The sequence below is a fragment of the Streptomyces sp. NBC_01232 genome, assembly GCF_035989885.1.
Classification (GTDB): domain Bacteria; phylum Actinomycetota; class Actinomycetes; order Streptomycetales; family Streptomycetaceae; genus Streptomyces.
Window position 1 is genome coordinate 6,227,983 of record NZ_CP108518.1, and the last position, 25,175, is coordinate 6,253,157.

24 protein-coding genes are annotated in these 25,175 nt (G+C 73.4%); 15 read left to right on the forward strand and 9 right to left on the reverse strand.

Translation table 11 applies throughout. The features are described from left to right. The first annotated feature begins 180 nt into the window (after positions 1–180). The 3 genes from OG444_RS28830 to OG444_RS28840 all read left to right on the forward strand — a co-directional run bounded on the left by OG444_RS28830 (position 181) and on the right by OG444_RS28840 (position 2,447). Positions 181–1,362: an AAA family ATPase gene (locus OG444_RS28830; protein WP_442810783.1), complete on the forward strand. Its 1,182-nt coding sequence runs from the start codon at positions 181–183 to the stop codon at positions 1,360–1,362. A gap of 134 nt (positions 1,363–1,496) precedes the next feature. Continuing rightward, positions 1,497–1,838, forward strand: a complete 342-nt coding sequence (locus OG444_RS28835; RefSeq protein WP_327266965.1) for a nucleotide pyrophosphohydrolase — start codon at positions 1,497–1,499, stop codon at positions 1,836–1,838. A gap of 123 nt (positions 1,839–1,961) precedes the next feature. Beyond that, a complete protein-coding gene (locus tag OG444_RS28840; RefSeq protein WP_327264911.1) occupies positions 1,962–2,447 on the forward strand; it encodes a DUF6099 family protein in 486 nt (161 codons plus the stop codon). A 46-nt stretch (positions 2,448–2,493) separates the two neighbouring features. Here the strand turns inward: OG444_RS28840 and OG444_RS28845 are convergent, their stop codons facing one another. Beyond that, positions 2,494–2,748 carry a hypothetical protein gene (locus OG444_RS28845; protein WP_327267077.1) on the reverse strand — a complete coding sequence of 85 codons (255 nt, stop codon included), beginning with the start codon at positions 2,746–2,748 and terminating at the stop codon, positions 2,494–2,496. A 203-nt stretch (positions 2,749–2,951) separates the two neighbouring features. On the opposite strand from OG444_RS28845, the gene OG444_RS28850 reads away from it, so the two are divergent. From OG444_RS28850 to argF, 7 genes are all read left to right on the forward strand, one after another. Then, complete coding sequence (locus OG444_RS28850) at positions 2,952–3,875, forward strand: LLM class F420-dependent oxidoreductase (RefSeq protein ID WP_327264912.1); 924 nt, start codon at positions 2,952–2,954, stop codon at positions 3,873–3,875. Positions 3,876–3,886: 11 nt separating this feature from the next. Continuing rightward, on the forward strand, positions 3,887–4,777 hold the full coding sequence (gene mmuM / locus OG444_RS28855; protein WP_327264913.1) for a homocysteine S-methyltransferase: 891 nt from the start codon (positions 3,887–3,889) through the stop codon (positions 4,775–4,777). Positions 4,778–4,835: 58 nt separating this feature from the next. After that, the gene (locus OG444_RS28860; protein ID WP_327264914.1) at positions 4,836–6,329 is read left to right on the forward strand and encodes a 3' terminal RNA ribose 2'-O-methyltransferase Hen1; all 1,494 of its coding nucleotides are present in this window, start codon (positions 4,836–4,838) and stop codon (positions 6,327–6,329) included. Next, on the forward strand, positions 6,326–8,908 hold the full coding sequence (locus OG444_RS28865) for a polynucleotide kinase-phosphatase (protein WP_327264915.1): 2,583 nt from the start codon (positions 6,326–6,328) through the stop codon (positions 8,906–8,908). The genes OG444_RS28860 and OG444_RS28865 overlap by 4 nt, the downstream gene beginning before the upstream one ends. Before the next feature lie 227 nt (positions 8,909–9,135). Further along, the gene (locus OG444_RS28870) at positions 9,136–9,612 is read left to right on the forward strand and encodes a hypothetical protein (RefSeq protein WP_327264916.1); all 477 of its coding nucleotides are present in this window, start codon (positions 9,136–9,138) and stop codon (positions 9,610–9,612) included. A 46-nt stretch (positions 9,613–9,658) separates the two neighbouring features. Further along, the gene (locus tag OG444_RS28875; RefSeq protein ID WP_327264917.1) at positions 9,659–10,885 is read left to right on the forward strand and encodes an arginine deiminase; all 1,227 of its coding nucleotides are present in this window, start codon (positions 9,659–9,661) and stop codon (positions 10,883–10,885) included. A 118-nt stretch (positions 10,886–11,003) separates the two neighbouring features. After that, complete coding sequence (gene argF / locus OG444_RS28880) at positions 11,004–12,023, forward strand: ornithine carbamoyltransferase (protein ID WP_327264918.1); 1,020 nt, start codon at positions 11,004–11,006, stop codon at positions 12,021–12,023. A 36-nt stretch (positions 12,024–12,059) separates the two neighbouring features. Here argF and OG444_RS28885 read toward each other — a convergent pair whose 3' ends face one another. Then, positions 12,060–12,488: an ATP-binding protein gene (locus tag OG444_RS28885; RefSeq protein WP_327264919.1), complete on the reverse strand. Its 429-nt coding sequence runs from the start codon at positions 12,486–12,488 to the stop codon at positions 12,060–12,062. Between the two features lie 173 nt (positions 12,489–12,661). On the opposite strand from OG444_RS28885, the gene OG444_RS28890 reads away from it, so the two are divergent. Both OG444_RS28890 and OG444_RS28895 read left to right on the forward strand, forming a co-directional pair. After that, the gene (locus OG444_RS28890; RefSeq protein WP_327264920.1) at positions 12,662–13,489 is read left to right on the forward strand and encodes an enoyl-CoA hydratase family protein; all 828 of its coding nucleotides are present in this window, start codon (positions 12,662–12,664) and stop codon (positions 13,487–13,489) included. Between the two features lie 4 nt (positions 13,490–13,493). Continuing rightward, positions 13,494–15,743, forward strand: coding sequence for a bifunctional salicylyl-CoA 5-hydroxylase/oxidoreductase (locus OG444_RS28895; RefSeq protein ID WP_327264921.1), 2,250 nt, complete (start codon positions 13,494–13,496; stop codon positions 15,741–15,743). Positions 15,744–15,920: 177 nt separating this feature from the next. On the opposite strand, the gene OG444_RS28900 is transcribed toward OG444_RS28895, so the two are convergent. The 4 genes from OG444_RS28900 to OG444_RS28915 all read right to left on the reverse strand — a co-directional run bounded on the left by OG444_RS28900 (position 15,921) and on the right by OG444_RS28915 (position 19,717). Further along, a complete protein-coding gene (locus OG444_RS28900) occupies positions 15,921–16,760 on the reverse strand; it encodes a GNAT family N-acetyltransferase (protein WP_327264922.1) in 840 nt (279 codons plus the stop codon). A 69-nt stretch (positions 16,761–16,829) separates the two neighbouring features. Continuing rightward, positions 16,830–17,225 carry a hypothetical protein gene (locus OG444_RS28905; protein WP_327264923.1) on the reverse strand — a complete coding sequence of 132 codons (396 nt, stop codon included), beginning with the start codon at positions 17,223–17,225 and terminating at the stop codon, positions 16,830–16,832. Between the two features lie 26 nt (positions 17,226–17,251). After that, positions 17,252–18,052: a PaaX family transcriptional regulator gene (locus OG444_RS28910; protein WP_327264924.1), complete on the reverse strand. Its 801-nt coding sequence runs from the start codon at positions 18,050–18,052 to the stop codon at positions 17,252–17,254. Between the two features lie 9 nt (positions 18,053–18,061). Then, the gene (locus tag OG444_RS28915; protein ID WP_327266966.1) at positions 18,062–19,717 is read right to left on the reverse strand and encodes an AMP-binding protein; all 1,656 of its coding nucleotides are present in this window, start codon (positions 19,715–19,717) and stop codon (positions 18,062–18,064) included. A 143-nt stretch (positions 19,718–19,860) separates the two neighbouring features. Between OG444_RS28915 and OG444_RS28920 the strand changes: the two genes are divergently transcribed. Together OG444_RS28920 and OG444_RS28925 are read left to right on the forward strand one after the other, a co-directional pair. Next, positions 19,861–21,030 (forward strand): acyl-CoA dehydrogenase family protein, encoded by a 1,170-nt coding sequence (locus OG444_RS28920; RefSeq protein WP_327264925.1) that lies wholly within the window; start codon positions 19,861–19,863, stop codon positions 21,028–21,030. Then, positions 21,027–21,425 (forward strand): RidA family protein, encoded by a 399-nt coding sequence (locus OG444_RS28925; RefSeq protein WP_327264927.1) that lies wholly within the window; start codon positions 21,027–21,029, stop codon positions 21,423–21,425. Before OG444_RS28920 ends, OG444_RS28925 begins: the two co-directional genes overlap by 4 nt. A gap of 69 nt (positions 21,426–21,494) precedes the next feature. On the opposite strand, the gene OG444_RS28930 is transcribed toward OG444_RS28925, so the two are convergent. Together OG444_RS28930 and OG444_RS28935 are read right to left on the reverse strand one after the other, a co-directional pair. Further along, on the reverse strand, positions 21,495–21,719 hold the full coding sequence (locus OG444_RS28930; RefSeq protein ID WP_327264928.1) for a tautomerase family protein: 225 nt from the start codon (positions 21,717–21,719) through the stop codon (positions 21,495–21,497). A gap of 108 nt (positions 21,720–21,827) precedes the next feature. Continuing rightward, positions 21,828–22,592, reverse strand: coding sequence for an SDR family NAD(P)-dependent oxidoreductase (locus tag OG444_RS28935; protein WP_327264929.1), 765 nt, complete (start codon positions 22,590–22,592; stop codon positions 21,828–21,830). 114 nt (positions 22,593–22,706) lie between these two features. Here OG444_RS28935 and OG444_RS28940 point away from each other — a divergent pair, with 114 nt between their 5' ends. Beyond that, positions 22,707–23,639, forward strand: coding sequence for a LysR family transcriptional regulator (locus OG444_RS28940; protein ID WP_327264930.1), 933 nt, complete (start codon positions 22,707–22,709; stop codon positions 23,637–23,639). A gap of 16 nt (positions 23,640–23,655) precedes the next feature. Here the strand turns inward: OG444_RS28940 and OG444_RS28945 are convergent, their stop codons facing one another. Then, entirely contained in the window at positions 23,656–25,038 is a 1,383-nt protein-coding gene (locus OG444_RS28945) for an aminopeptidase P family protein (RefSeq protein ID WP_327264931.1), read from the reverse strand. Positions 25,039–25,175 lie beyond the last annotated feature (137 nt).

The window sequence follows — 25,175 nt, forward strand, 5'->3', positions numbered from 1 at the left end:
CCGCGCACCGCGGTACACCCGGCCCCGTGCCCGCCCCCGCCTCCCGTGACCTCGGCCGCGCCCGCGGGTGGCCGTCCCGCGCAGGCGGCGGAAGTCCCGGAGGCGGCGGGGGCCTCGGCGGGGACGGAGGTCCCGGGGACGGCGGGGGCCTCGGGGGCGGCGGAGGCCGACGCCCCGGTCGTGCCGGCGCAGGCCCGCCCCGGCGGTTCCGGCCGTCCTGCCGAGCCCGCGCAGCGGTACCCGAGGCCCGTGGTCACCGAACTGAGGCTCTCCGCCTTCGGGCCGCACCGCTCGGCGGTCTTCCCGCTCGGCCCCCTCACCCTCTTCGCCGGGCCGAGCGGCAGCGGAAAGTCCCAGGCCCTTCAGGCTTACGAGGCCATGGCCGCGCTGGGGTCCGGAGCCACCCTGGAAGAGGCCTTCCCCGACCCGCGCGCCCGCATCCCCGAGCGGGCCGTCCCCGACGCCGAGCGCCGGCGCGGGTTCCGCCTCGGCTGCACCGTCGACGGTCCGGCCGGCCCGGTCCGTCTCGACCTCGCCGTCCAGGCCGAGCCCACGCTGCGGATCGTCGGTGAACGCCTCTCGCAGGACGGGCAGATCCTGCTCGCCACCGCCCTGCGCGACCCGGGCCGGCGCTCCGTCCAGGCCGCCTGGCTGACCGGCGGCGCCGTCGGCGTCACCAGGGCCCCGCTGCCCGACGACCGGCTCGGCACGGCGCTGCTTCCGCTCCGCGTCGCCGGGTCCACGACCGGCCAGCGCCAGGTACTGGCCGCCGCCGAGCAGGTGGTCGTGGCCCTGCGCTCGGTGTTCCCGTGCGACCCCCGGCCCGGCCGCATGCGCACGGCCGTACCGCCGGGCGAGGGCCGGCTGCTGGGGGACTGCGCCAACCTGGCCGACGTGCTGCGCCGGACCCGCAGCGAATGCGGCACCCGGCACGCGCTGCTGGCGGAGGCGGCCCGTACCGGCTGTGCGGGGAGCGTCGTGGGGCTGGACGTACGGATTCCCGCCGGCGGCGGCCCCGTCACGGCGGTACTGGACCGCGGCCCGGGCCGGCCCGCCACCGAGCTCGCGCGGCTGGGCGCGGGCGAACTCCGCTTCCTCGCCCTGGCGCTGGTCCTGCTCACCGGGCCGGGGGTGCTGGCCATGGACCCGGCCGCCGAACTGCTCTCCGCGCGGCAGGCGCTGACGGTGCTGGCCGACGGCTTCGACCGGGGCCTCGACCGGCGGCAGAGCGCCGAACTGCTGCGCCTGGCCGGGCTGTCCTGCGGCCGTGGCCACATCAGGCTGGTGGCGGAGGTGGGGGAGGGGACGGCGGCCGCCGCCCGCGACCTGCCGGGCGTCGCAGTGGTAGACCTGGTGCCATGAACGAGACGCAGGAACAGCCGCCCGAGCCGACTCGGCCGCCCGAGCCGACTCGGCCGCCCGAGCCGACTCGGCCGCCCGAGCCGTCGGGGCCGCCCGAGCCGTCGCAGCCGGCCGGGCGGCGGCCCGACGAGCGGCTGGAGCAACTGCAGCGCCGGCTCGCGCAGTTCGCGGCGGCGCGCGGCTGGGAGCCGTACCACACGCCCAAGAACCTGGCGGTGGCGCTCAGTGTGGAGGCGGCCGAACTCGTCGAGATCTTCCAGTGGCTGACGCCCGAGGAGTCGGCGAGGGTCATGGAGAAGCCGGAATCCGCCCATCGCGTGGCCGATGAGGTGGCCGACGTGCTCGCGTATCTGCTGCAGTTCTGTGAGGTCCTCGGGGTGGATGTGCTGGATGCGCTCGCCGCGAAGATCGAGAGGAACGAAATCCGCTTCCCCGTGCCGGGTACACCGACACCGAATCGTCACTCTTCGGAGTGATGGACTCATCCACAATCACGTTTGTGTCCACATTTTCCGAATACCCCTGGCTTTACTGGCTCATTGCCCTCACTCTGGGTAGTGGTGAGGACGGCGGGATGTCGTGCGGACGGGGGACGGCATATGGATGCGGTACGGCTCATCGCGGCCGGCCGGCACGCGCTGGCACAGAGCGGGGCTGCGTGGGACATCGTGGGCGAGGCCTGGCAGACCCAGGCGCTCGCGCAGGGCATAGGGAGCTATCTGGCGGTCACCGGGCCGCCGGAACTGAGATCGGAGGCACGGGGACTGGGGGAAGCGGGAGGCAGAGGCTGCGGGGTGATCGACCGGGCGGCCCTGCGCGGAGAGGGCAGCGCGCCCGAGTATCCGCCGAGGGCGGCGCAGTTGAGCGAGGTGTCGGACGTCCGGCAGGCGCTGCTCGGACTCCAGGCACTGCTGGGTGAAGTGGGGATAGCCCTGGTCGGGGTGGCCTGCGGGACGGACGAGGAGGCCCTCTACTGGCAGTGCATAGAGTCGATCGACGCGGCCGACGAGTCGAGTGACCGGGTACGGGCGATCCTGCGCCGCATGACGGTGCGCGAGCGGGGTTCGGCTTCGGGCGTTGCCTGAGGGCGGTACGGGCGGGGTCCCGCCGTGCGCGACGGGACCCGCACGGTCAGGATGGCCGGGAGGACGGGCGCCCGCCCTCGGGGGTGCGGTCCGTGGAGGCCTGGAGATCGGCGTCGAGCCGGGACAGATCGGCGTTCAGTGCCGCCATCAGTTCTTCCATCTGCTGCAGGAGGCCCTTCGGCGCGCCTTCGGCCCGGTCGGGTACCGCGGGCTCCTGACCTGCAAGGTCGGGCGCTTCCTGTGCTGTCTGTCCGGTCGGTCCGGCGTGTGGGTGGGTCTCCGGCGCGGCCTCGTGGGACATCGCGGCCTCCTCGGCTCTGGCCCTTCCGGGGCGGAAGGGGGCGGTGGACGCACCGACGGGAAGCCGCCGGCGCGCGGGCCGGGCGGTCCGGCTCCGTCCGAGCCAACGATCACCGTCCGGGCTGGTCACTGGCGGGCCCGGGGGCGGGCCGTCCGGTTGACGAAGATTCACCCTGCCGGGGCGGGAAGTGCAGGATGGGGGGTATGGATCTTCGAATTTTCACCGAGCCCCAGCAGGGCGCGAGCTATGACACCCTCCTGACCGTCGCCAGGGCCACCGAGGACCTGGGTTTCGATGCGTTCTTCCGCTCCGACCACTACGTGCGGATGGGATCGGCCGACGGCCTGCCCGGCCCCACCGACGCGTGGATCACCCTCGCGGGCCTGGCCCGGGAGACCAAGCGGATCCGCCTCGGCACGCTGATGACGGCCGGCACCTTCCGGCTGCCGGGAGTCCTCGCCATCCAGGTGGCCCAGGTCGACCAGATGTCCGGCGGCCGCATCGAACTGGGCCTGGGCGCGGGCTGGTTCGAGGAGGAGCACAAGGCGTACGGGATCCCCTTCCCGGCGGACCGGATGTCCCGGCTGGAGGAGCAGCTGGCCATCGTCACCGGCCTGTGGGCCACCGGTGCCGGCGACACCTTCGACTACGAGGGCAAGCACTACCGGGTGGAGAACTCGCCCGCGCTCCCCAAGCCCGCCCAGGCCAAGGTCCCCGTCCTGATCGGCGGCCACGGAGCCAAGCGCACCCCGCGGCTCGCCGCCCGCTACGCCGACGAGTTCAACATGCCCTTCGCGTCGATCGCGGACAGCGAGCGGCAGTTCGGCCGGGTCCGCGAGGCTGCCGAGGAGGCCGGCCGCAAGGCCGACGACCTGCGCTACTCCAACGCCCTGGTCGTCTGCGTGGGCAAGGACGACGCCGAGGTGGCCCGCCGGGCCGCCGCCATCGGCCGCGACGTGGACGAGCTCAAGGCCAACGGCCTGGCCGGCTCCCCGGCCGAGGTCGTGGAGAAGATCGGCGCCTACGGCGCCACCGGCTCCTCCCGCATCTACCTCCAGCTGCTCGACCTCGACGACCTGGACCACCTGGAGCTGATCTCCGCCCAGGTGCTGTCCCAGCTCCGCTAGGGGCGCGACCGATGCCTCGCGCGACCGGCCCGCTCGCCGAAGCCCTGGCCCGCAGGGCCGTGCTCCTGGACGGCGGGCTCAGCAATCAGCTCGCCGCCCAGGGCTGCGACCTGTCCGGCGACCTCTGGACGGGCCGGGTGCTCGCCGAGCGCCCGGACCAGGTGGAGGCCGCCCACGCGGCGTACGCGCGGGCCGGCGCCGAGGTGCTGATCACCGCCAGTTACCAGATCGGCCCCGGCCACGCCGAGTCCACCGCCCTGCTGCACCGCAGCGTGGACCTGGCCGCCCGCGCGGCCGACGCCGCCGACCACGAGGTGTGGGTGGCCGCCTCCGTGGGCCCGTACGGCGCGGTGCTCGCGGACGGCTCCGAGTACCGCGGCCGCTACGGCCTGACCGTGCGCGAACTCGCCGCCTTCCACCGCCCCCGCATCGAGGCCCTGCTCGCCGCCGGGCCCGACGTCCTGGCCGTGGAGACCGTCCCGGACACCGACGAGGCCGAAGCGGTGCTCACCGTCCTCGCGGAGACCGGCGCACCCGCCTGGCTCTCGTACACGGTGGCCGACGGCCGCACGCGGTCCGGCCGGCCGCTCCCCGGGGCCTTCGCCCTGGCCGCGGCGTCCCCGCAAGTCATCGCGGTCGGCGTCAACTGCTGCGACCCCGCCGATGTCCTGCCCGCCCTCGAGGCCGCGGCCGCCGCGACCGCCAAACCGCTGCTGGCCTACCCCAACGACGGCTCGGTCTGGAACGCGGACACCCGGACCTGGCACAGCCCCCGCACCCCGGCCCCCTGGCCCACCGAGGCCTGGCACACCACCGGCGCCCGCCTCATCGGCGGCTGCTGCCGCATCGGCCCGGACCGGATCGCAGCCCTCCGTTCGCGGCTGCCCGGCCGGCCGCGCTGAGCTGCGACCTCGAAAAACCGGAGGCAGGCCGGGTGGGTGACCAGCAACAATCGATGGTGTGTTCCTGACGATCTCCACCACCGGCTCCCCCGAACGCCCCGCTACCGACCTGGGTCACCTGCTGCACAAGCATCCCGACAGGACGCAGGCGTTCTCCACCTCCCACGGCACCGCCCACGTGTTCTACCCCGAGGCCTCGGCCCAGCGGTGCACGGCGGCACTGCTGCTGGAGGTGGACCCCGTCGCGCTCGTGCGCCGCGGCCGGGGCAAGGGCCGCGGCGGGGCGCCGGACGCCGCCCTCGCGCAGTACGTCAACGACCGGCCGTACGCCGCGTCCTCGCTGCTCGCCGTCGCGCTCAGCGCAGTGTTCCGCACCGCGCTCAAGGGGCAGTGCGCCGCCCGTCCGGAACTTCCGGAGCAGGCCCGGCCGCTGCGCATCGAGATCCCGGTACTGCCCGCCCGCGGCGGCGCCGAGCTCGTGCACAGGCTGTTCGGCCCGCTCGGCTGGGACCTCGTACAGGCCGAGGCCGTGGCGCTCGACGCGCAGTTCCCCGAGTGGGGGGACTCCCGCTACGTACGGCTCGTCCTGGAGGGCGAACTGCGCCTCGCCGACGTCCTGCGCCAGCTCTACGTACTGCTCCCGGTGCTCGACGACGGCAAGCACTACTGGGTCTCCCCGGACGAGGTCGACAAGCTGCTGCGCGCCGGAGACGGCTGGCTCGCCGCCCACCCCGAGAACGGCCTGATCTCCTCCCGCTACCTGGCCCGCCACAAGCGGCTGACCCAGGACGCCATCGAGCGCCTGGAACTGGTCCGCCTCGCCGAGTCCGACGGCAGCGAGGTCGAGGAGCTCGACAACGCGGTGGACGAGGACCGCGACACGGAGGAGCGTCCGGTGCCGCTCGCCGTGCAGCGGCGCGAGGCGATCCTCGCCGCGCTGCGGGGCGCCGGCGCCCAGCGGGTACTGGACCTCGGCTGCGGACAGGGCCAGTTGGTCCAGGCGCTGCTGAACGACCCGGTGTACACCGAGATCGTCGGTATGGACGTGTCCGTGCGCGCCCTGCAGATCGCGGCCCGGCGGCTGCGGCTTGACCGGATGGGTGAGCGGCAGAGAGCGCGCGTCACCCTGCTGCAGGGCTCGCTCGCGTACACCGACAGGCGGCTCGGCGGCTACGACGCGGCCGTGCTCAGCGAGGTCATCGAGCACCTGGATCCGGAGCGGCTGCCCGCCCTGGAGTACGCGGTGTTCGGCTCGGCCCGTCCCCGGACGGTCCTCGTCACCACCCCGAACGTCGAGTACAACGTGCGCTGGGAGACCCTGCCCGCCGGGCACGTCCGCCACGGCGACCACCGCTTCGAGTGGACCCGCGAGGAGTTCCGAGCCTGGGCGGACGAGGTCGCGCGCCGCCACGGCTACGGGGTCCGGTACGTGCCCGTCGGCGACGACGACCCCGAGGTCGGGCCGCCGACCCAGATGGCCGTCTTCACCCAGAACGACACCACCGACACCGCTGACACCACCGACACCCCGAAGGAGGGCGAGGCAGCATGACCGGCACCGAGACCCCCCGTACGCGCACACTTCCCGTCACCGACCTGTCCCTCGTCGTCCTGATCGGGGCCACCGGATCGGGCAAGTCCACCTTCGCCCGCAAGCACTTCAAGCCCACCGAGGTCATCTCCTCCGACTACTGCCGGGGCCTGGTCTCGGACGACGAGAACGACCAGAGCGCCAGCCGGGACGCCTTCGACGTCCTGCACTACATCGCGGGCAAGCGCCTCGCCGCCGGCCGCCTCACCGTCGTCGACGCCACCAGCGTCCAGGCCGAGGCCCGCCGCGGGCTGGTCCAGCTCGCCCGCGAGCACGACGTCCTGCCGATCGCCATCGTCCTGGACATGCCCGAGCAGGTCTGCGCCGAGCGCAACGCCGCCCGCCCCGACCGGGCCGGCCTGCCCCGCGCGGTCATCCAGCGGCACCGCCGCGACCTGCGCCGCTCGCTGCGCGGCCTGGAGCGCGAGGGCTTCCGCAAGGTCCACGTACTGCGCTCCGTCGACGAGGCCGAGACCGCCGAGGTGGTCCTGGAGAAGCGGTTCAACGACCTCACCCACCTCACCGGCCCCTTCGACATCGTCGGTGACATCCACGGCTGTTCCTCCGAGCTGGAGACCCTGCTCGCCAAGCTCGGCTACGAGGACGGCGTCCACCCCGCTGGCCGCACCGCCGTCTTCGTCGGCGACCTCGTCGACCGCGGCCCCGACAGCCCCGGCGTGCTGCGCCGCGTCATGGGCATGGTCAAGTCCGGCAACGCCCTGTGCGTGCCCGGGAACCACGAGAACAAGCTCGGCCGTTATCTGAAGGGCTCCAAGGTCCAGCGGACCCACGGCCTCGCCGAGACCATCGAGCAGCTGGAGGCGGAGCCGGAGGAGTTCGTCCAGGAGGTGCGGGAGTTCATCCGCGGCCTCGTCAGCCACTACGTCCTCGACGGCGGCAGGCTGGTGGTCTGCCACGCCGGGCTGCCCGAGAAGTACCACGGCCGCACCTCCGGCCGGGTCCGCTCGCACGCCCTGTACGGGGACACCACCGGCGAGACCGACGAGTTCGGCCTGCCCGTGCGCTACCCGTGGGCCGAGGACTACCGCGGCAAGGCCGTCGTGGTCTACGGCCACACCCCGGTCCCGGACACCACCTGGATCAACAACACCATCTGCCTCGACACCGGCGCCGTCTTCGGCGGCCGGATGACCGCCCTGCGCTGGCCCGAGCGCGAACTGGTCGACGTACCGGCCGAGAAGGTCTGGTACGAGCCGGTCAAGCCGCTCGTCGCCGAGGCGCCGGGCGGACACTGGGGGTCCCCCCGGACGGAGTCCGGGGGAGGGCGCCCGCTCGACCTGGCCGACGTGCACGGCCGCCGGGTCGTGGAGACCCGGCACCTGGGCAACGTCAACGTGCGCGAGGAGAACGCGGCGGCGGCCCTGGAGGTCATGAGCCGCTTCGCCGTGGACCCCCGCCTCGTCCCCTACCTGCCGCCGACCATGGCGCCGACCGCCACCTCGCGGGAGGAGGGCTATCTGGAGCACCCGGCCGAGGCCTTCGCCCAGTACCGCAAGGACGGCATCGCCCAGGTGGTGTGCGAGGAGAAGCACATGGGCTCCCGCGCGACCGTCCTGGTCTGCAAGGACGCCGACGCGGCCCGGACCCGCTTCGGCGTCGACGGCCCGACGGGCTCCGTCTACACCCGTACCGGGCGGCCCTTCTTCAAGGAGCCGGAGGTCACCGAAGAGGTCCTCGCACGGCTGCGCGCGGCGGTCACCGACGCCGGTCTCTGGGAGGAACTCGGCACCGACTGGCTGCTGTTCGACGGGGAACTCCTGCCCTGGTCCCTGAAGTCCACCGGCCTGCTGCGCAACCAGTACGCCGCCGTGGGCGCGGCATCCGGCGCCGTCTTCCCGGACGCCGTCGCGGCCCTGGAGGCGGCCACCGCCCGGGGCGTCGACACCGGTGCACTGCTGGAGCGCCAGCGCGGCCGGGCGACCGACGCGGCCGCCTTCACCGACGCGTACCGGCGCTACTGCTGGACCACCGACGGGCTGGACGGCGTACGGTTCGCGCCGTTCCAGCTGCTCGCGGCGGCCGGGCGGTCGCTGGCCGCCGTGCCCCACGACGAGCAGCTGTTCTGGCTGGACCGCCTGGTCGCCGCCGACGAGGCGGCCGGCACCGGGCTGCTGCGCCGCACCGGCCGGATCCTGGTGGACACCGCGGACGAGGACTCCGTACGGGCGGGCACCGACTGGTGGCTGGAGCTGACGGCCGCCGGCGGCGAGGGCATGGTCGTCAAGCCGCTCCAGGCGTACGCCCGGGACGGAAGCGGCCGGCTGGTCCAGCCCGGGGTGAAGGTGCGCGGGCGGGAGTACCTGCGGATCATCTACGGCCCGGAGTACACGCGTCCGGACCACCTGGAGCGGCTGCGCGAGCGGTTCCTCGGGCACAAGCGCTCGCTCGCCCTGCGCGAGTACGCGCTCGGGCTGGAGGCACTGGACCGGCTGGCGGCCGAGGAGCCGCTGTGGCGGGTCCACGAGGCGGTCTTCGCGGTGCTCGCGCTGGAGTCGGAGCCGGTCGACCCGCGCCTGTGAGCGAGCACGCTCGCGGGCGCCGTCGCGGGGGCGGGCCGCGTCAGCACGGTACGTAAAGGAGTGGCCCCCGTACGGCCTCTAATTAGGTCGTATGGGGGAACTTTCGCGGAGAACTCCGGGAAACCCACCGGCGGGATCGTTCAACCAGGGCAGCGGAATGTCCGCGACCCTGGAAGGACGGAACGTCACCTATGAAGATGACCGCGCGCGGAAGCATTGCGGCACTCATGACCTGTATGGCTGCGGCCGGCGCGGCCACCCCGGCCGTGGCCCAGTCGGTACCGGTCGATGTCCCGCTGGACGCCGTGAAGGCCACGCTGGGCGTGGACACCCCGCGCGTGGGCACCGGCGTGCCGATGCCGGTCGTGGGAGCGCCCGAGTCACCCCGCTTCCACAAGGGGAACATGCTCCCGACCCCACTGCTCCCGTCGGTACCGGTCGGCACCGAGCTCGGCAGCACCCTCGTCACCTCCCCGGTGCCGAACCTGCTGGGCAAGCCGGAGACGGACGGCGAGGGATCCGTGAAGGCGCCGGCCACCGACCTGCTGGCCCGGACGCCCGCCCTGGTCGCCGGCGGTCTGCTGACGATGCCGGACGCCTCCAACTCCGGGGTGCCGAACCTGACCGCGCCCGAACTGGGCCTGACCACCCCGGAACTCACCGGCGCCCCTTCGGCGCTTCTCGGCCTCGCGACCCCTCGCTGAGCGGACGCCACGTCAAAAAGCCGTTCGGTCTGGGAATGTGTACGGCATGGGATTCCATGTCGACTCCGAGACCGGGCGGCTTCGCCGCGTCATCCTCCACCGGCCCGACCTGGAGCTGAAGCGGCTCACACCGAGCAACAAGGACGCGCTCCTCTTCGACGACGTGCTGTGGGTGCGCCGGGCCCGCCAGGAGCACGACGGCTTCGCGGACGTGCTGCGGGACCGGGGCGTGGAGGTCCACCTCTTCGGGGACCTGCTGTGCGAGGCCCTCGACATCCCGGAGGCGAGACACCTCGTACTGGACCGCGTCTTCGACGAGAAGGAGTACGGACCGCTCGCCACCGACCACCTGAGATCGGTCTTCGACGGGCTGTCCTCGGCCGAACTGGCGGAGGCGCTGGTCGGCGGGATGACCAAGCGGGAGTTCCTGGAACGGCACGCCGAGCCGGTGTCCGTGCGCTTCCACGCGCTGGACCTGGACGGGTTCCTGCTGGGCCCGCTGCCCAACCACCTCTTCACCAGGGACACTTCCGCCTGGATCTACGACGGGGTGTCCATCAACGCGATGCGCTGGCCCGCCCGGCAGCGCGAGACGGTCCACTTCGAGGCGATCTACAAGCACCACCCGCTCTTCACCACCTCCGGCGCCTTCCACACCTGGTCGCAGGGGCAGGCGGACTATCCCTCGACGATCGAGGGCGGGGACGTACTGGTCATCGGCAACGGCGCGGTGCTGATCGGGATGAGCGAGCGGACCACCCCGCAGGCGGTGGAGATGCTGGCACGGGGTCTGTTCGCGGCGGGTTCGGCGACGACCATCGTGGCGCTCGACATGCCCAAGTCGAGGGCCTTCATGCACCTGGACACGGTGATGACCATGGTCGACGGAGATACGTTTACTCAGTACGCGGGGCTCGGCATGCTCCCCTCCTACACGATCGAGCCGGGCGGCGGGCCGCATGAGCTGAAGGTGACCGACCACCCCGAGGACCACATGCACCGGGCCATCGCGGGGGCGCTCGGTCTGGACTCGATCCGGGTGCTGACCGCGACGCAGGACGTGCACTCGGCGGAGCGCGAGCAGTGGGACGACGGCTGCAACGTGCTGGCCGTGGAGCCTGGAGTGGTCGTCGCGTACGAACGGAACGTGACGACCAACACCCACCTGCGCAGGATGGGCATCGAGGTGATCGAGATCCCGGGCAGCGAGCTGGGGCGGGGCCGGGGCGGCCCGCGCTGCATGAGCTGTCCCGTCGAGCGGGACGCGGTCTGAGACCGGCCGGGCCCGGGGAAGGGGTCCCGGGCCCGGCCGGTGGACCGGTCTGTATATCAATACAGAGGATCGTATAGACTTCCAGCATCCCCTGTCACCGTGACGCTGGAGCGACCCCATGGCCACCGACCTCGCCGGCCGCAGTTTTCTCAAGGAGCTGGACTTCACGGCCGCCGAGTTCCGCGGCCTGATCGAGCTCGCCGCCGACCTGAAGGCGGCCAAGAAGGCCGGGGTCGAGCAGCGGCTGCTGCAGGGCAGGAACATCGCGCTGATCTTCGAGAAGACCTCGACGCGGACCCGCTGCGCCTTCGAGGTCGCCGCCGCGGACCAGGGTGCCCACACCACCTACCTCGACCCCGCCGGATCCCAGATGGGCCACAAGGAGTCGGTGAAGGACACCGCCCGCGTGCTGGGCCGGATGTTCGACGGGATCGAGTACCGCGGTGACAGCCAGGAGGCCGTCGAGGAGCTCTCCGCCCACGCCGGCGTCCCCGTCTTCAACGGCCTCACCAACGACTGGCACCCGACCCAGATGCTGGCCGATCTGCTCACCATGACCGAGCACACCGCCAAGCCGCTGAACCACGTCGCGTTCGCCTACCTCGGCGACGCCCGCTTCAACATGGGCAACTCCTACCTCGTGACCGGCGCGCTGCTGGGCATGGACGTACGGATCGTCGCGCCCCGGGCCTACTGGCCCGCCGAGTCGGTGGTGGCCGCGGCCCGGGAGCTCGCGGCGGAGAGCGGCGCCCGCCTCACCCTGACCGAGGAGGTGGCCGAGGGGGTCGCCGGGGCGGACTTCGTCGTGACCGACATCTGGGTTTCCATGGGCGAGCCCAAGGAGGTCTGGGACGAGCGGATCGCGGCCCTGTCCCCGTACGCGGTGACCATGGACGTGCTGCGCGCCACCGGGAACCCGGACGTGAAGTTCATGCACTGCCTGCCGGCCTTCCACGACCTCGGCACCAAGGTGGCCCGGGAGATCCACGAGCGGCACGGCCTGGAATCCCTGGAGGTGACGGACGAGGTGTTCGAGTCCGAGCACTCCATCGTCTTCGACGAGGCCGAGAACCGGCTGCACACCATCAAGGCCGTACTTGTCGCCACGCTCGGCCGGCCCGGCCGGAGTGACGCATAGTCATACGCCGGAGCCGAATGCCGTGCCGTGGCCGGGTCACGCCCTGCCGGGGCCGGTCCGCTGCGCGGGCAGGGTGAACCACACGGCCTTGCCGCCCGGGGTGGCGCGGTGACCGCAGTCGGAGCTCAGGGCCCGGATCAGCAGCAGCCCGCGGCCGTGCTCCTGCCAGGGGTCGGGGCGGTCCGCGGCCGGACGGGCCGACAGATTGCCGGGCGGGCTCGGATCCCCGTCGTGGACCTCGACCTGGCAGCCGCTCGCCAGCAGTTCCACGACCAGCTCGATCGGGGCGCCGGAGCGGGTGTGCTCCACGGCGTTCGCGACCAGTTCCGCCGTCAGGAGCTCCGCGGTGTCCCGGTCGGCGGGCGCGTCGGTGTCGGCCAGCGCGGTGCGGACGAGGGCGCGGGCGAGGGGCACGGCGGCCGCCGTGCGGGGCAGGGCGATCCGCCAGGCGGAGGCGTCGGGCAAGGAAGGACCATCCGTTCCGGTGTCGGGTGTCGCGTCGGGAGCGAACCGTGCGCAAGTGGAGAGCTCCCGCTTTCAACGATACGAAGTCGAATTCTCGTCCCGCAGGGCACCCCGGGCGCGAAAGTGTCGCGCTTCTGTGACGGCAGTCACGATCTGGTGATACCTTCGGTGGTGTGAGCCCCTTCACCGGTTCCACACCAGCGACCGAACGGTGGCACCACCTCCGGATCACCCGGCAGGACGGCGTCGCCACCGTCACCTTCGACCGCCCCCAGAAGCTGAACGCGCTCACCTTCGGTGCCTACGCCGACCTGCGCGATCTGCTCGGCGAACTCTCCCGCGAGCGCTCCGTGCGCGCCCTCGTGCTCGGCGGCGAGGGGCGCGGCTTCTGCTCCGGCGGGGACGTCGACGAGATCATCGGCGCCACCCTCGCCATGGACACCGCCCAGCTCCTCGACTTCAACCGGATGACCGGCCAGGTGGTCCGCGCCATCCGCGAATGCCCCTTCCCGGTCATCGCCGCCGTGCACGGCGTGGCCGCCGGTGCCGGGGCCGTACTCGCGCTCGCCGCCGACTTCCGGATCGCCGACCCCACCGCCCGCTTCGCCTTCCTCTTCACCCGCGTCGGCCTCTCCGGCGGCGACATGGGCGCCGCCTACCTGCTGCCCCGGGTCGTCGGCCTCGGCCACGCCACCCGGCTGCTGATGCTCGGAGAGCCCGTGCACGCGGCCGAGGCGGAGCGGATCGGCCTGCTCAGCGAGCTCACCGAGGAGGGCAAGGCCCACGTACGGGCCGCCGAACTCGCCGCGCGCCTGGCCGCGGGCCCCGCCCTCGCCCATGCGCAGACCAAGGCGCTGCTCACCGCCGAGCTCGACATGCCCCTGGCCGCGTCCGTGGAACTGGACGCCGCCACCCAGGCCCTGCTGATGCACGGCGAGGACTACGCGGAGTTCCACGCGGCCTTCACCGGGAAGCGGCCGCCGGAGTGGAAGGGCAGGTAGTCACATGACTCCGGGTGCCATGCGGGTCGCCGTCGTCGGCGGGGGACCGGGAGGGCTGTACGCCGCCGCACTGCTGGCCCGCCAGGGCCACACGGTGGAGGTCTGGGAGCGGGGCGCCCCGGACGACACCTTCGGCTTCGGCGTGGTGCTCTCCGACGAGACTCTCGGCGGCATCGAGCGGGCCGACACCGTCGTCCACGCCGCCCTGAGCGCGGAGTTCGTGCGCTGGGACGACGTGGACATCGTCCACCGGGGCCGGCTGCTGACCTCCGGAGGCCACGGCTTCGCGGCCATCGGGCGGCGCCGGCTGCTGGAGATCCTGCACGAGCGCTGCGCCGGGCTCGGCGTCCGGCTCCGTTTCCGCTCACAGGCCCCGGCGGCGGCCGTGCTCGCGGCCTCGTACGACCTGGTCGTCGCGGCCGACGGGGTGCACAGCGCCGTCCGGGAGGCGGACTCCGCGCACTACGGCCCCATGCTCACCGCCGGGCGCTGCCGCTACATCTGGCTCGCCGCCGACTTCGCCTTCGACGCCTTCCGCTTCGAGATCGCGGAGACCGAGCACGGGGTCATGCAGCTGCACGCCTATCCCTACTCGGCGGACGCCTCCACCGTGATCGTGGAGATGCGCGACGAGGTGTGGCGGGCGGCCGGCTTCGACCTGTGCGACGAGGAGGAGTCGGCGGCCCGCTGCGCCAAGATCTTCAGCGAGGCCCTGCGCGGACGCCCGCTGCACGGCAACCGCTCCACCTGGACGCAGTTCCGCACCGTCGTCAACGCGCACTGGTCGCACGGCAACACGGTGCTGCTCGGCGACGCGGCGCACACCGCCCACTTCTCCATCGGTTCCGGCACCAAACTGGCGGTGGAGGACGCGCTCGCGCTCGCCGAAGCCGTGGCCGCCGCGCCGGACGACGTACCGGCCGCCCTCGCCGCCTACGAGACGGCCCGCCGCCCCGCGGTCGCCAGCACCCAGCGGGCGGCGGCCGCGAGCCGGCACTGGTTCGAGGAAATCGCCGGCTACGTCGACCAGCCCGCGCGGCAGTTCGCCTTCAACCTCCTCACCCGCAGCCGCCGGGTCACGCACGAAAACCTGCGGCTGCGCGACGAGCGGTTCACGCGGGCGGTGGAGCGGGACTTCGGCTGTCCGGACGGCACCCCCGCGATGTTCACGCCGTTCACCCTGCGCGGCCTGACCCTGCGCAACCGGGTCGTCGTCTCTCCGATGGACATGTACTCCGCCGAGGACGGTGTGCCGGGGGACTTCCACCTCGTGCACCTGGGCGGGCGGGCCCTCGGCGGGGCCGGGCTGGTGATGACCGAGATGGTCTGCGTGTCCGCCGAGGGCCGGATCACCCCCGGCTGCGCGGGCCTCTACACCCAGGAGCAGACGGCCGCCTGGAAGCGGATCGCCGACTTCGTCCACACCTCGGCGCCCGGCACCGCCCTCGGAGTCCAGCTCGGGCACGCCGGCCGCAAGGGCTCGACGCGGCTGATGTGGGAAGGCATGGACGACCCCCTGCCGGAGGGCAACTGGCCGCTGGTGGCCGCCTCCGCGCTGCCCTACCGGCCCGGCGTCTCGGCGCTCCCGCGGGCCCTGGAGCGCACGGACCTGGCGGCGCTGCGCTCCGAGTTCGCGGCCGCCGCGGTCCGGGCCGCCGACGCCGGATTCGATCTGCTCGAACTGCACTGCGCCCACGGCTACCTGCTCTCCGGGTTCCTGTCCCCCCTGACCAACCACCGCACCGACGAGTACGGCGGCTCCCTGGAGAACCGGCTGCGCTTCCCGCTGGAGGTCTTCGACGCGGTGCGTGCCGTCTGGCCCGAGGAACGCCCGATGACGGTCCGCCTCTCGGCCACCGACTGGGCACCCGGGGGCACGTCGCCCGAGGAGGCGGTGCGGATCGCGGCCGCCTTCGCCGCCCGCGGCGCGGACGCCATCGACGTCTCGACGGGCCAGGTGGTCGCGGACGAGGCCCCCGAGTACGGGCGCTCGTACCAGACCCCGTACGCCGACCGGATCCGGGGCGCGCTCGGCGTCCCCGTCATCGCGGTCGGCGCCATCTCCTCCTGGGACGACGTGAACTCCCTGCTGCTGGCCGGCCGCGCCGACCTCTGCGCGCTGGGCCGCCCCCACCTCTACGACCCCCACTGGACCCTGCACGCGGCCGCCGACCAGTCCTACGAAGGCCCTGGTGCGCCCTGGCCGGCCCCGTACCGCGCGGGCAGCCGCCCCCCGCCGACGGGCCGCGGCTAGGCCGTCTCTTTCGGATCTTGCCGGGCCCGCGTCGCCCGGCACCGCACCTCGCCGCGTTGTCGGAGCACCGCAGTACGTCCAGTACAACGGCGCTCCTCCGCCTTGCGATGCACGGCACCGGACGACGCGGGCTCGGCCGACAAGATCCAAAAGAGACGACCCAGGCCGTCCGGCCCGTCAGGCCGAGACGATCTCCGTGCGGTCCTCGACCGGGGTGTAGCCCAGACGCAGGTACACGCCGTTGCTGGTGGGGTTGGCCAGGTCCGTGAAGAGGAGGACCTCGGCGGCGCCGGTCGCGTACGCCGCTTCGCTCGCCGCGTGCGTGACCCCGGCGGCGTAGCCGCGGCCGCGGTGCTCCGGCGGGGTGTAGACCGGGCCGATGCGGGAGGCCGAACCGATCGCGCGGGAGAAGCCGGCCAGCGAGACGGGGGTCCCGGCCCGCTCCCACAGCAGGGCCCCGCCATAGGAGATCCGGTCGCGCAGCACGGGCTCGGAGGCGCTGCCCGGCACGCCCGCCTCGGCCTTGAAGGCCGTGACCCACTCCAGCAGCAGCGGTAGATCGGCCTCGGTGGCGGGCCGGGCCCGCCCGGCCGGGGCGGGGTCCGGGGCGGCCAGGGCGGCCAGCCGGTACAGGCGCTGCTCCTCGGAGGTCCGGGTGGGCCGCCCCCATGCCTCGGCCAGCACCCGGGCGTCCGGGCGGCGGGCGTTGAGCGTGCGCACCCCGGCGAGCAGCGGTTCGGTGGCGAGCGCCGCCCCCAGCGCGCGGACCGCTTCCTCGGGCACCACGCCGAGGTGCAGCGGGAACGGCGGGGTGCACAGCAGGCCGCCGGCGACGGCGCCGTCGGTGCCGGTCCACCAGCCGAAGAAGGGGGTGCCGCCGCCGTAGGCATCGGGACCGCGCCGCGCCAGAGCGTCGGTCACGGTCAGCAGGACGGTGTGGGGGACGGGCCGCGCGGCCAGGGCCGGGCCCGCCGCGCGCACGAAGGCCGCCAGATCTGTGGTGAAGGTCCAGTTCATGTCCCATGCTGGCGCGGTGCCCGGCCCGCCCGCATCCGGTTTTCCCCTGCCAGGCCCCCCGGAGACGGCCTAAGCGGGCAGCCAACCCGGCCACCACGGCGGCACGTTGCCGGGTCCGCACCTGGTGCGGTCCCCGGGATAGCCGTCGAGGGTGCCGCGCACGGCGAAGTACAGGACCGTCAGGCCTGCCAGCACGAACAGGACGGTGCCCAGTTGCAGCGCCACGGGCTGCCGGTCCAGCAGGTACGCCACGAACAGGGCGATCGCCGTGAAGGCCACGGTCAGCGGGAGCAGCGTGAGGCTCAGCTCCAGGATGCCGCCCGGGTCCGCGCCGGCGTCGCAGTAATGCCGGGCGTGGGAGGCCAGCGAGATGGCGGCGCAGCCGAACGCGAGTCCGGCGAGTGCGGCCGGGCCCAGCGTGAGGAGACGCCTCTTGGGGGAGGGCCGCGCAGCAGGTGACGTCATGTGTGGGTAGGACGTGCCCCGGCCCGTCACGGTTGCGCGAAGCGCTCCCCCGCATCCCGCAGGCGTTCGTGCAGTTCGGCGAAGACGGCCGCCGAGCGGTCGCCCGGCCAGCCCGCCGGCAGCAGCGCGCGCGGCAGGCCCGGGTCGGCGTACGGCAGCCGGCGCCAGGTGTCGAGTGCGAGGAGGTAGCCGCGGTAGGCCTCCTCCGGGGTCGGCTCCGGGCCCGACTGGAGGGCGCGCAGAGCCGGTTCGTGCAGGTCGAGGAACTCCTCGTGCTGCTTGGCCAGGGCCGCCAGGTCCCACCAGCGCGCCACCGTCTCGGCGGTCGGCGCGAAACCGAGGTGGGCGCCGCGGAACAGTTCCACGTACGGCGTCAGGTGCAGCCGCTCCAGCGTGTGCGCGGCCTCCTCGTACAGCTGGGCCGGGGCGATCCACACGCCCGGCGCCACCGCGCCGAAACCGAGCCGGGCCAGCCGCGAGCGCAGCAGGTGGCGCTTGTTCCGCTCCTGCTCGGGGACGGAGAACACCGCCACCAGCCACTCGTCCGACAGCTGCGGGCTGCCGTAGATCCGCCGGTCGCCGTCGTCCAGCAGCTGCCGCGCCTCCTCGGAGAGCCCGTACGCCGCCGAACCGTCCGCCGCGCGCCCGGGCAGCAGGAAGCCGCGGCGCTTCAGCCGGGACACCGACGAGCGGACCGACGGGGCGTCCACGCCGGCCGCGCCCAGCAGGCGGATCAGCGCGGACACCGGGACCGGGCCCTCGAAGGCCCGCCCGTAGGCTCCGTAGAACGTGACGATCAGGGATCGCGGGGTGTGCTGCTCGACCACGGGTTCACTCTAGATCCTGTCGGGCGGATCGGGCCGGGCGCCGGGTTCGCGCAGCCGGAAGCGCTGCAGCTTGCCCGTCGCGGTGCGGGGGAGCGCGGGCAGGAAGACGAAGGAGCGCGGGCACTTGTGCGGGGCCAGTTCCGCCCGCATGAAGGTGCGCAGGACCTCCTCCGTCAGCACCGCGCCGTCGCGTGCCACGGTGTACGCCACCACGATCTGTCCGCGCCGCTCGTCCGGGAGGCCCACCACGGCCGCCTCCACCACGTCCGGGTGGCGCAGCAGGGCTTCCTCCACCTCGGGCCCCGCGATGTTGTAACCCGCCGAGACGATCATGTCGTCGGCGCGGGCGACGTAGCTGAAGTAGCCCTCCGGATCGCGGACGTAGGTGTCACCGGTCAGGTTCCACCCGCCCTGTACGTACTCCCCCTGCCGGGGGTCGGCCAGGTAGCGGCAGCCCACCGGGCCGCGTACGGCCAGCAGCCCCGGCTCGTTGTCCGGGACCGGCCGCCCCGACCGGTCCACCACCCGGGCCTCCCAGCCCGGGACCACCCGGCCCGTCGTGCCGGGCCGGATGTCCTCGTCGGCGGCGGAGATGAAGATGTGCAGCAGCTCCGTCGCCCCGATGCCGTTGATGATGCGCAGGCCGGTGCGCTCGTACCAGGCCTGCCAGGTGGCGGCGGGCAGGTTCTCCCCGGCCGAGACGCAGCGGCGCAGTGCGGACAGGTCGTACATGCCCACGTCGTACGGGCCCAGGGCGTCCAGCATCGTCCGGTAGGCGGTGGGCGCGGTGAACAGCACCGTCACCCGGTGCTCCGCGAGCGCCGGCAGCAGCCGGCGCGGTACCGCCTCCTCCAGCAGCAGCGCCGAGGCCCCGGCCCGCAGCGGGAAGATCACCAGCCCGCCGAGACCGAAGGTGAACCCCAGCGGCGGACTGCCCGCGAAGACGTCGTCCGGGCGGGGCCGCAGCACGCTGCGGGAGAAGGTGTCGGCGACGGCGAGCAGGTCGCGGTGGAAGTGCATGCAGCCCTTGGGGCGTCCGGTGGTCCCTGAGGTGAAGGCGATCAGGGCGACGTCGTCCGCTGAGGTCGGGGCGGCCGGGAAGGGCTCGGGATGTCTTTCTGCCAGCCGGAGCAGATCGCCCGGCGCCCCGCCCCCGTACACGGTGATCCGCAGCCCCGGCACCTCGGCCTTGACCAGGTCGTCCAGTACGTCCGCGTGGCACAGGGCGTGCCCCACCCGGGCCATCGCGCAGACCGTGGCCAGCTCCTGCGCGCGCTGCTGCGGCAGTACGGTGACCGCCACCGCGCCCGCCTTCATCACCGCGAGCCAGCAGGCGGCGAGCCAGGGGCCGGTGGGTCCGCGCAGGAGCACCCGGTTGCCGGGGACCACGCCGAGGTCGGCGGTGAGCGCGTGGGCCAGGCGGTCCACGCGCTCGCGCAGGCCGCCGTAGGTCCACACCTCGCCCGCGCCGCTGCGGAAGGCCGGACGGTCGGCGCCCGCGGGACCGAACCGGGCGATGGTGGCGTCGAGCAGCTCGGCACCGCAGTTCAGGCGGTCCGGGTAGGCCAGTTCGGGCAGATCGAAGACCAGCTCCGGCCAGGTGTGCGCGGGTGGCAGATGGTCACGGGCGAAGGTGTCGGTGTGAGCGGAAGGCTTGAGGTCCAAGGCGGGTCGCCCCCTGCAGCGGTCCGGGGTGGGGTGGAGCCGGCCGTGCGGTAGTTCCTCCAGCCACCGCTGGAGGTCCTTCCAGGAGCGTATCGTGATGGTGACGGCAGTCAACAGGACGCGATAGAAGCGGGGATATTCGGATGACCGGATTCGCGCTCGGGGTGGACCAGGAGGAGTGGTGCGGGCAGTTGCGCGCACTGGCGGCGGAGCGGCTGAGGCCACTGGCCGAGAAGGGGGAACCGGGTCGGGTCAACCGGCCGCTGCTGGCGGCGCTGGGGGAGCTGGGTCTGCTGGATCGGGTGTTCGCCTCGGGCGCGCTGGACCTGTGCCTGCTGCGGGAGTCCCTCGCCCACGGTTGCACGGAGGCCGAGACGGCGCTCGCCCTGCAAGGACTGGGCGCGTACCCGGTGCTGCACGCGGGGAGCGAGGCGCAGCGGGAACGTTGGCTGCCGCAGGTGCGCGCCGGGCGGGCGGTGGCGGCCTTCGCGCTGAGCGAGCCGGGGGCGGGCTCGGACGCCGCGGCGCTGGCGCTGGCGGCGACCGTCGATCCGGCCGCAGCTCCGGCCGACGGTGGGGGCTGGCGGCTCAGCGGTGAGAAGCGCTGGATCTCCAACGCCCCCGAAGCGGATTTCTACACGGTGTTCGCCCGAACGGGCGAGGGGCCGGGGGCGAAGGGGGTCTCGGCCTTCCTGGTCCCGGCCGACCGCCCCGGACTCTCCGGCGCTCCCCTGGACATGCTCTCCCCGCACCCCATCGGCTCCCTCGCCTTCGACGGGGTACCGGTCGGCCCGCAGGACCTGCTCGGCGAGCCGGGACGGGGCTTCCGGGTGGCGATGGACACCCTGAACCTCTTCCGGCCGAGCGTCGGCGCCTTCGCGGTGGGCATGGCCCGGGCCGCGCTGGACGCGACGCTCGCGTACACGGCCGGCCGCAGCGCGTTCGGCGGGGCGCTGAGCGACCTTCAGGCGGTGGCGCACCGGGTGGCGGAGATGGCCACCCGCACGGAGGCGGCCCGACTGCTGGTGTACGCGGCGGCCGCGGCCTACGACAGCGGGGCGGGCGACGTCCCGCGCCGGGCGGCGATGGCGAAACTGCTGGCCACGGAGACCGCCCAGTACGTGGTGGACCACGCGGTCCAGCTGCACGGGGCGGTCGCCCTGCAGCGGGGCCATCTGCTGGAACACCTCTACCGGGAGGTGCGGGCGCCACGGATCTACGAGGGGGCGAGCGAGGTGCAGCGCACGATCATCGCGAAGGAACTGTACGGAGCCCTGCCGCAGGCCCGGCCGGGGAAGGTGGCGGCGCGATGAGCCTCGACCGGATCAACCCGGCGGAGCTGTCGCCCGCGACGGGCTTCTCGCACGCGGTCGCGGTGACCGGCACCCGGCTGGTGTTCCTGGCGGGCCAGACCGCGCTGGACGGCGAGGGCAAGGTGGTGGGCGACAGCCTGCCGGAGCAGTTCGAGGTCGCCCTCGCCAACCTCCTGACGGCCCTCGCCGCGGCGGGCGGCGCCCCGGCGGACCTGGCCCGGGTGACGGTGTACGCGGTGGACGTGGCGGCGTACCGGGCCCATGCGGCAGAACTGGGCCGCATCTGGCGGCAGTCGGCGGGCCGCGACTATCCGGCGATGGCCGTCATCGGCGTGGTCCGCCTCTGGGACGACCGGGCGATGGTGGAGCTCGACGGCGTCGCGGTCCTCCCGTAGCCCGGACGCCGCCCGCGTCGGGCGGACACTGCGCCCGACGCGGCGCCGCGGCCCGACGAGGCCCGGCCGCTACGACCGTGCGCGGCGGCGGTACTCATCCGTCGGGACGCCGCCGACGCCCCAGTCCTCCAGGTCGACCTCGTCGATGAGGACGAACGTGGTGGCAGGGTCCTTGTCGAGGACCTTGACCAGCAGGTCGGTCACGCCGGCGATGATCGCGGCCTTCTGGGCGGCGGTGGCGCCTTCGCGGGTGATCTTGACGTTGACGTACGGCACGGTGGATCGGTCTCCCATTTTCTCGGGGGCAGGGCAGGGCAGGGCAGGGCAGGGCAGGGCAGGGCAGGGCAGGGCAGGGCAGGGCAGGACAGGACAGGGCCGGGGCAGGGCCGGGCGGGTTGCGGCTCAGGCGCGGCCGGTGACGTGGCCGCCGTCCACGCGCAGGGCGTGGCCGGTCACGAAGGTGGCGCCCGCGAGGTAGAGCACCGCCCCGGAGACCTCCGAGACCTCGCCCACCCGCTCCAGCAGGGCGAGCCCGCCGAAGGCGTCCACGTCGGAGCCCGCGTGCAGCGGAGTGCGGATGATGCCGGGCGACACGAGGTTCACGCGGATACCGTCCGCGGCGAGTTCGGCGGCCAGGCTGGTCGTCAGCGCGTGCACCCCCGCCTTGCTGACCACCGGTGCGGAGGACGGGAAGCCCGCCAGCGCGTGGTCCACGAGGACGGTGCCGATGTTGACGATGCTGCCGCCCCGGCCCTGTGCGCGCAGCGCCCGTACCACGGCCTGGGTGGTGAGGTAGGTGCCCTTGAGGTTGCCCGTCAGGAAGCCGTCGAGTTCCTCCTCGGTGACCTCGGTGAAGGGCTTGGGAGCGAAGGTGCCCGCGTTGTTGACCAGGACGTCGATGCCGCCGAACCGGTCGAGGGCGGTACGGACGAGGGCCTCGCCGGTCGCCGGGTCGGCGATGGCGCCCGCGACCCACGCGGTCCGCTCGGGATGGCCGAGTCCGGCCGCGGCCTTCGCGAGGCGGTCGGCGTCCCGGCCGTTCAGGACGACCTCGGCGCCGCTCTCCAGGAAGGCGCGGGCGATGTCCAGGCCGATGCCGCTGGAGGAGCCGGTGACGATCGCGGTGGTGGTGGCTGACGTGGTGGCCGTGGTGGTGGTGTCGGTCATGGTGCTGGTGCCCTTCGTGGGAGGCCGGGGGTCCGGCCGGCTGACACCACGAACCTAGGAGCGCCCAACTCATAACACCACGACGAAGATTGGAGCGTGTGATAATCCAGTGTTATGGATGTGGACCTGCGTGACCTGGAGCTGCTCGCCGCCACCGCCGAGGCCGGCTCGCTGACCGCCGCCGCCGAGCGGCTCTACGTCAGCCAGCCCGCCCTCAGCCAGCGGCTCACCCGGCTGGAGGCGCGCCTGGGCATGGCCCTCTTCGATCGCAAGGGCCGCCGCCTGATCCCCAACGCCGCCGGCCGCCGCCTGCTGGTCGCGGCCCGCCACGTCCTCGGCGAACTGGACTCGGCGGCCCGGGACCTGCGCGAGATCCGCGACGGGCGCGACCGGCGGGTCCGCTTCACCGCGCAGTGCAGTACGACCTTCCCGTGGCTGCCGCCCGTACTGCGGGCCTTCCGCGAGCGCGCACCGGACATCGACGTGCGCATCGAAACCGTCGCCGACGACGCGCCCGTCCCGGCCCTGCTCGCCGACCTCGTCGACGTCGCCCTGGTCACCAAGCCGGACCTGCAGATGGACCGGGTGTCCCTGACCCGGCTGTTCGAGGACGAGATGATGGCCGTGGTGCCGGCCGGCCACCCGTGGGCGTCGCGCGCACACCTGACAGCCCGTGACTTCGACGGCGCCGACCTCGTCCTCTACGACTTCTACGACCAGAAGCGGATCCCGTCGATGCCGCTGCCGATCCCCGCGGGGGCCAGGCCGGCGAGGATCACCACCATGCCGGTGGTGACCGACCTGGTGATCGAGATGGTGGCGGGCGGCCAGGGCGTGACCGTGCTGCCCAACTGGGTGGCCGCCCCCTACGCGGCCTCGCACGACCTCGCCCTCGTCCGCATCGGCGCACGGCCGCTGACCCGCACCTGGTACTGCGCCACCCGGACCGGCCCCCGCCCGCCCCACCTGGAGGCCTTCGTCGAGGAACTCACGACCCGGCTCGGGGACACCCGCGCGGACGGGCGGACCGGCCACCTCGGCACGTGAGGCGGGGCCGAGGGGCTCAGCCCTCCAGCAGCCGGCCCATCCACTCCTCGATCCCGGCCACCGTGCGCGGCAGCGCGCCCGACATCAGGCGGGCGCCGTCCGACGTGATGACCAGGTCGTCCTCGATGCGCACGCCGATGCCCCGCAGCTCCGCAGGGAGGGTCTCGTCGTCGGGCTGGAGGTAGAGGCCCGGCTCCACCGTCAGGACCTGTCCCTCCTCCAGGACTCCGTCCAGGTAGGTCTCCGCCCGCGCCTTCGCGCAGTCGTGCACGTCCAGCCCGAGCATGTGGCCGCTGCTGCACAGCGTGTACCGCCGGTGCAGGTCGCCCTCGGCGTTCTTCAGGACGCCCCACTGCGCCAGGCCCTCCGCGATCACCCGCATCCCGGCCCGGTGGAAGTCCCCGAAGCTCGCTCCCGGGCGGAGCGCCGCGATGCCCGCCTCCTGGGCGGCCAGGACCAGCTCGTACACCTGGCGCTGGACGGGGGAGAAGCGGCCCGACAGCGGGAGGGTGCGGGTGATGTCCGACGTGTAGAGGGTGTCCGTCTCCACGCCCGCGTCCAGCAGGAGCAGTTCCTCCCCGTTCAGCCGGCCGTCGTTGCGGATCCAGTGCAGGGTGCAGGCGTGGGCGCCCGACGCCGCGATCGTCTCGTACCCGGTGCCGTTGCCCTCCGCCCGGGCGCGCAGGCCGAAGACCCCCTCGATCCACCGCTCCCCCCGCGGGTGGGCCAGCGCGCGCGGCAGGGCCCGTACGACGTCCTCGAAGCCCGCCGTCGTGTGGTCGACGGCCAGCTGGAGCTGCTCGACCTCCCAGGCGTCCTTGACCAGGCGCAACTCCGAAAGGGCGGAGGCGAGTTCGGCGTCGGTCGCCGCATTGCGGCCGGACGGTGAACCGAGCCGGTCCAGGTGCGCGCAGCGGATGCCGGTGAGGCGTTCGGCCTCCGCGAGGTCCGGCCGGCGGCCCACCCAGAACTCCCCGTACCGGCGGTCCCGGTAGAACTCCCCGTTCCCGTCCGCCCGCGGCGAGCGCGGCCGCAGGTACAGGACGGCCTCGTGCGCGTGCGGGCCCGACGGCTCCATGACCAGGACGTGGCCCGCCTGGTCCTCGCCCGTGAGGCCGGTCAGCCAGGCGTAGGCGCTGTGCGGCCGGAACCGGTGGTCGCAGTCGTTGGAGCGGACCTTCAGCTCGCCGGCCGAGACGATCAGCCGCTCGCCCGGGAAGCGGGCCGAGAGCCGGGCCCGCCGGGCCGGTGTGACGGCGTGGCCGGGGACGCGGGTGGAGTCGGACAGCGGGGTCGGGGTCCAGTTGCCCGCCATGAACCGGGACAACTCGGGTGACACCGGGCGGTCGTGACTGCCCGTGTTGAGGTGGGCGGAGGCGTCGGTGGGGGCGTCGGTCACGAGGGCTCCCTCAAGAAAGATGCGAACTGGTGGGCGCATAGGGCTTGTCAGTGCAATTTCACATTACTATGTTACAGCTCACACCGCGGCACGTTAACCCCCGTCAAACGCCGTGTGACGCAGGGCAGTTCACGCAC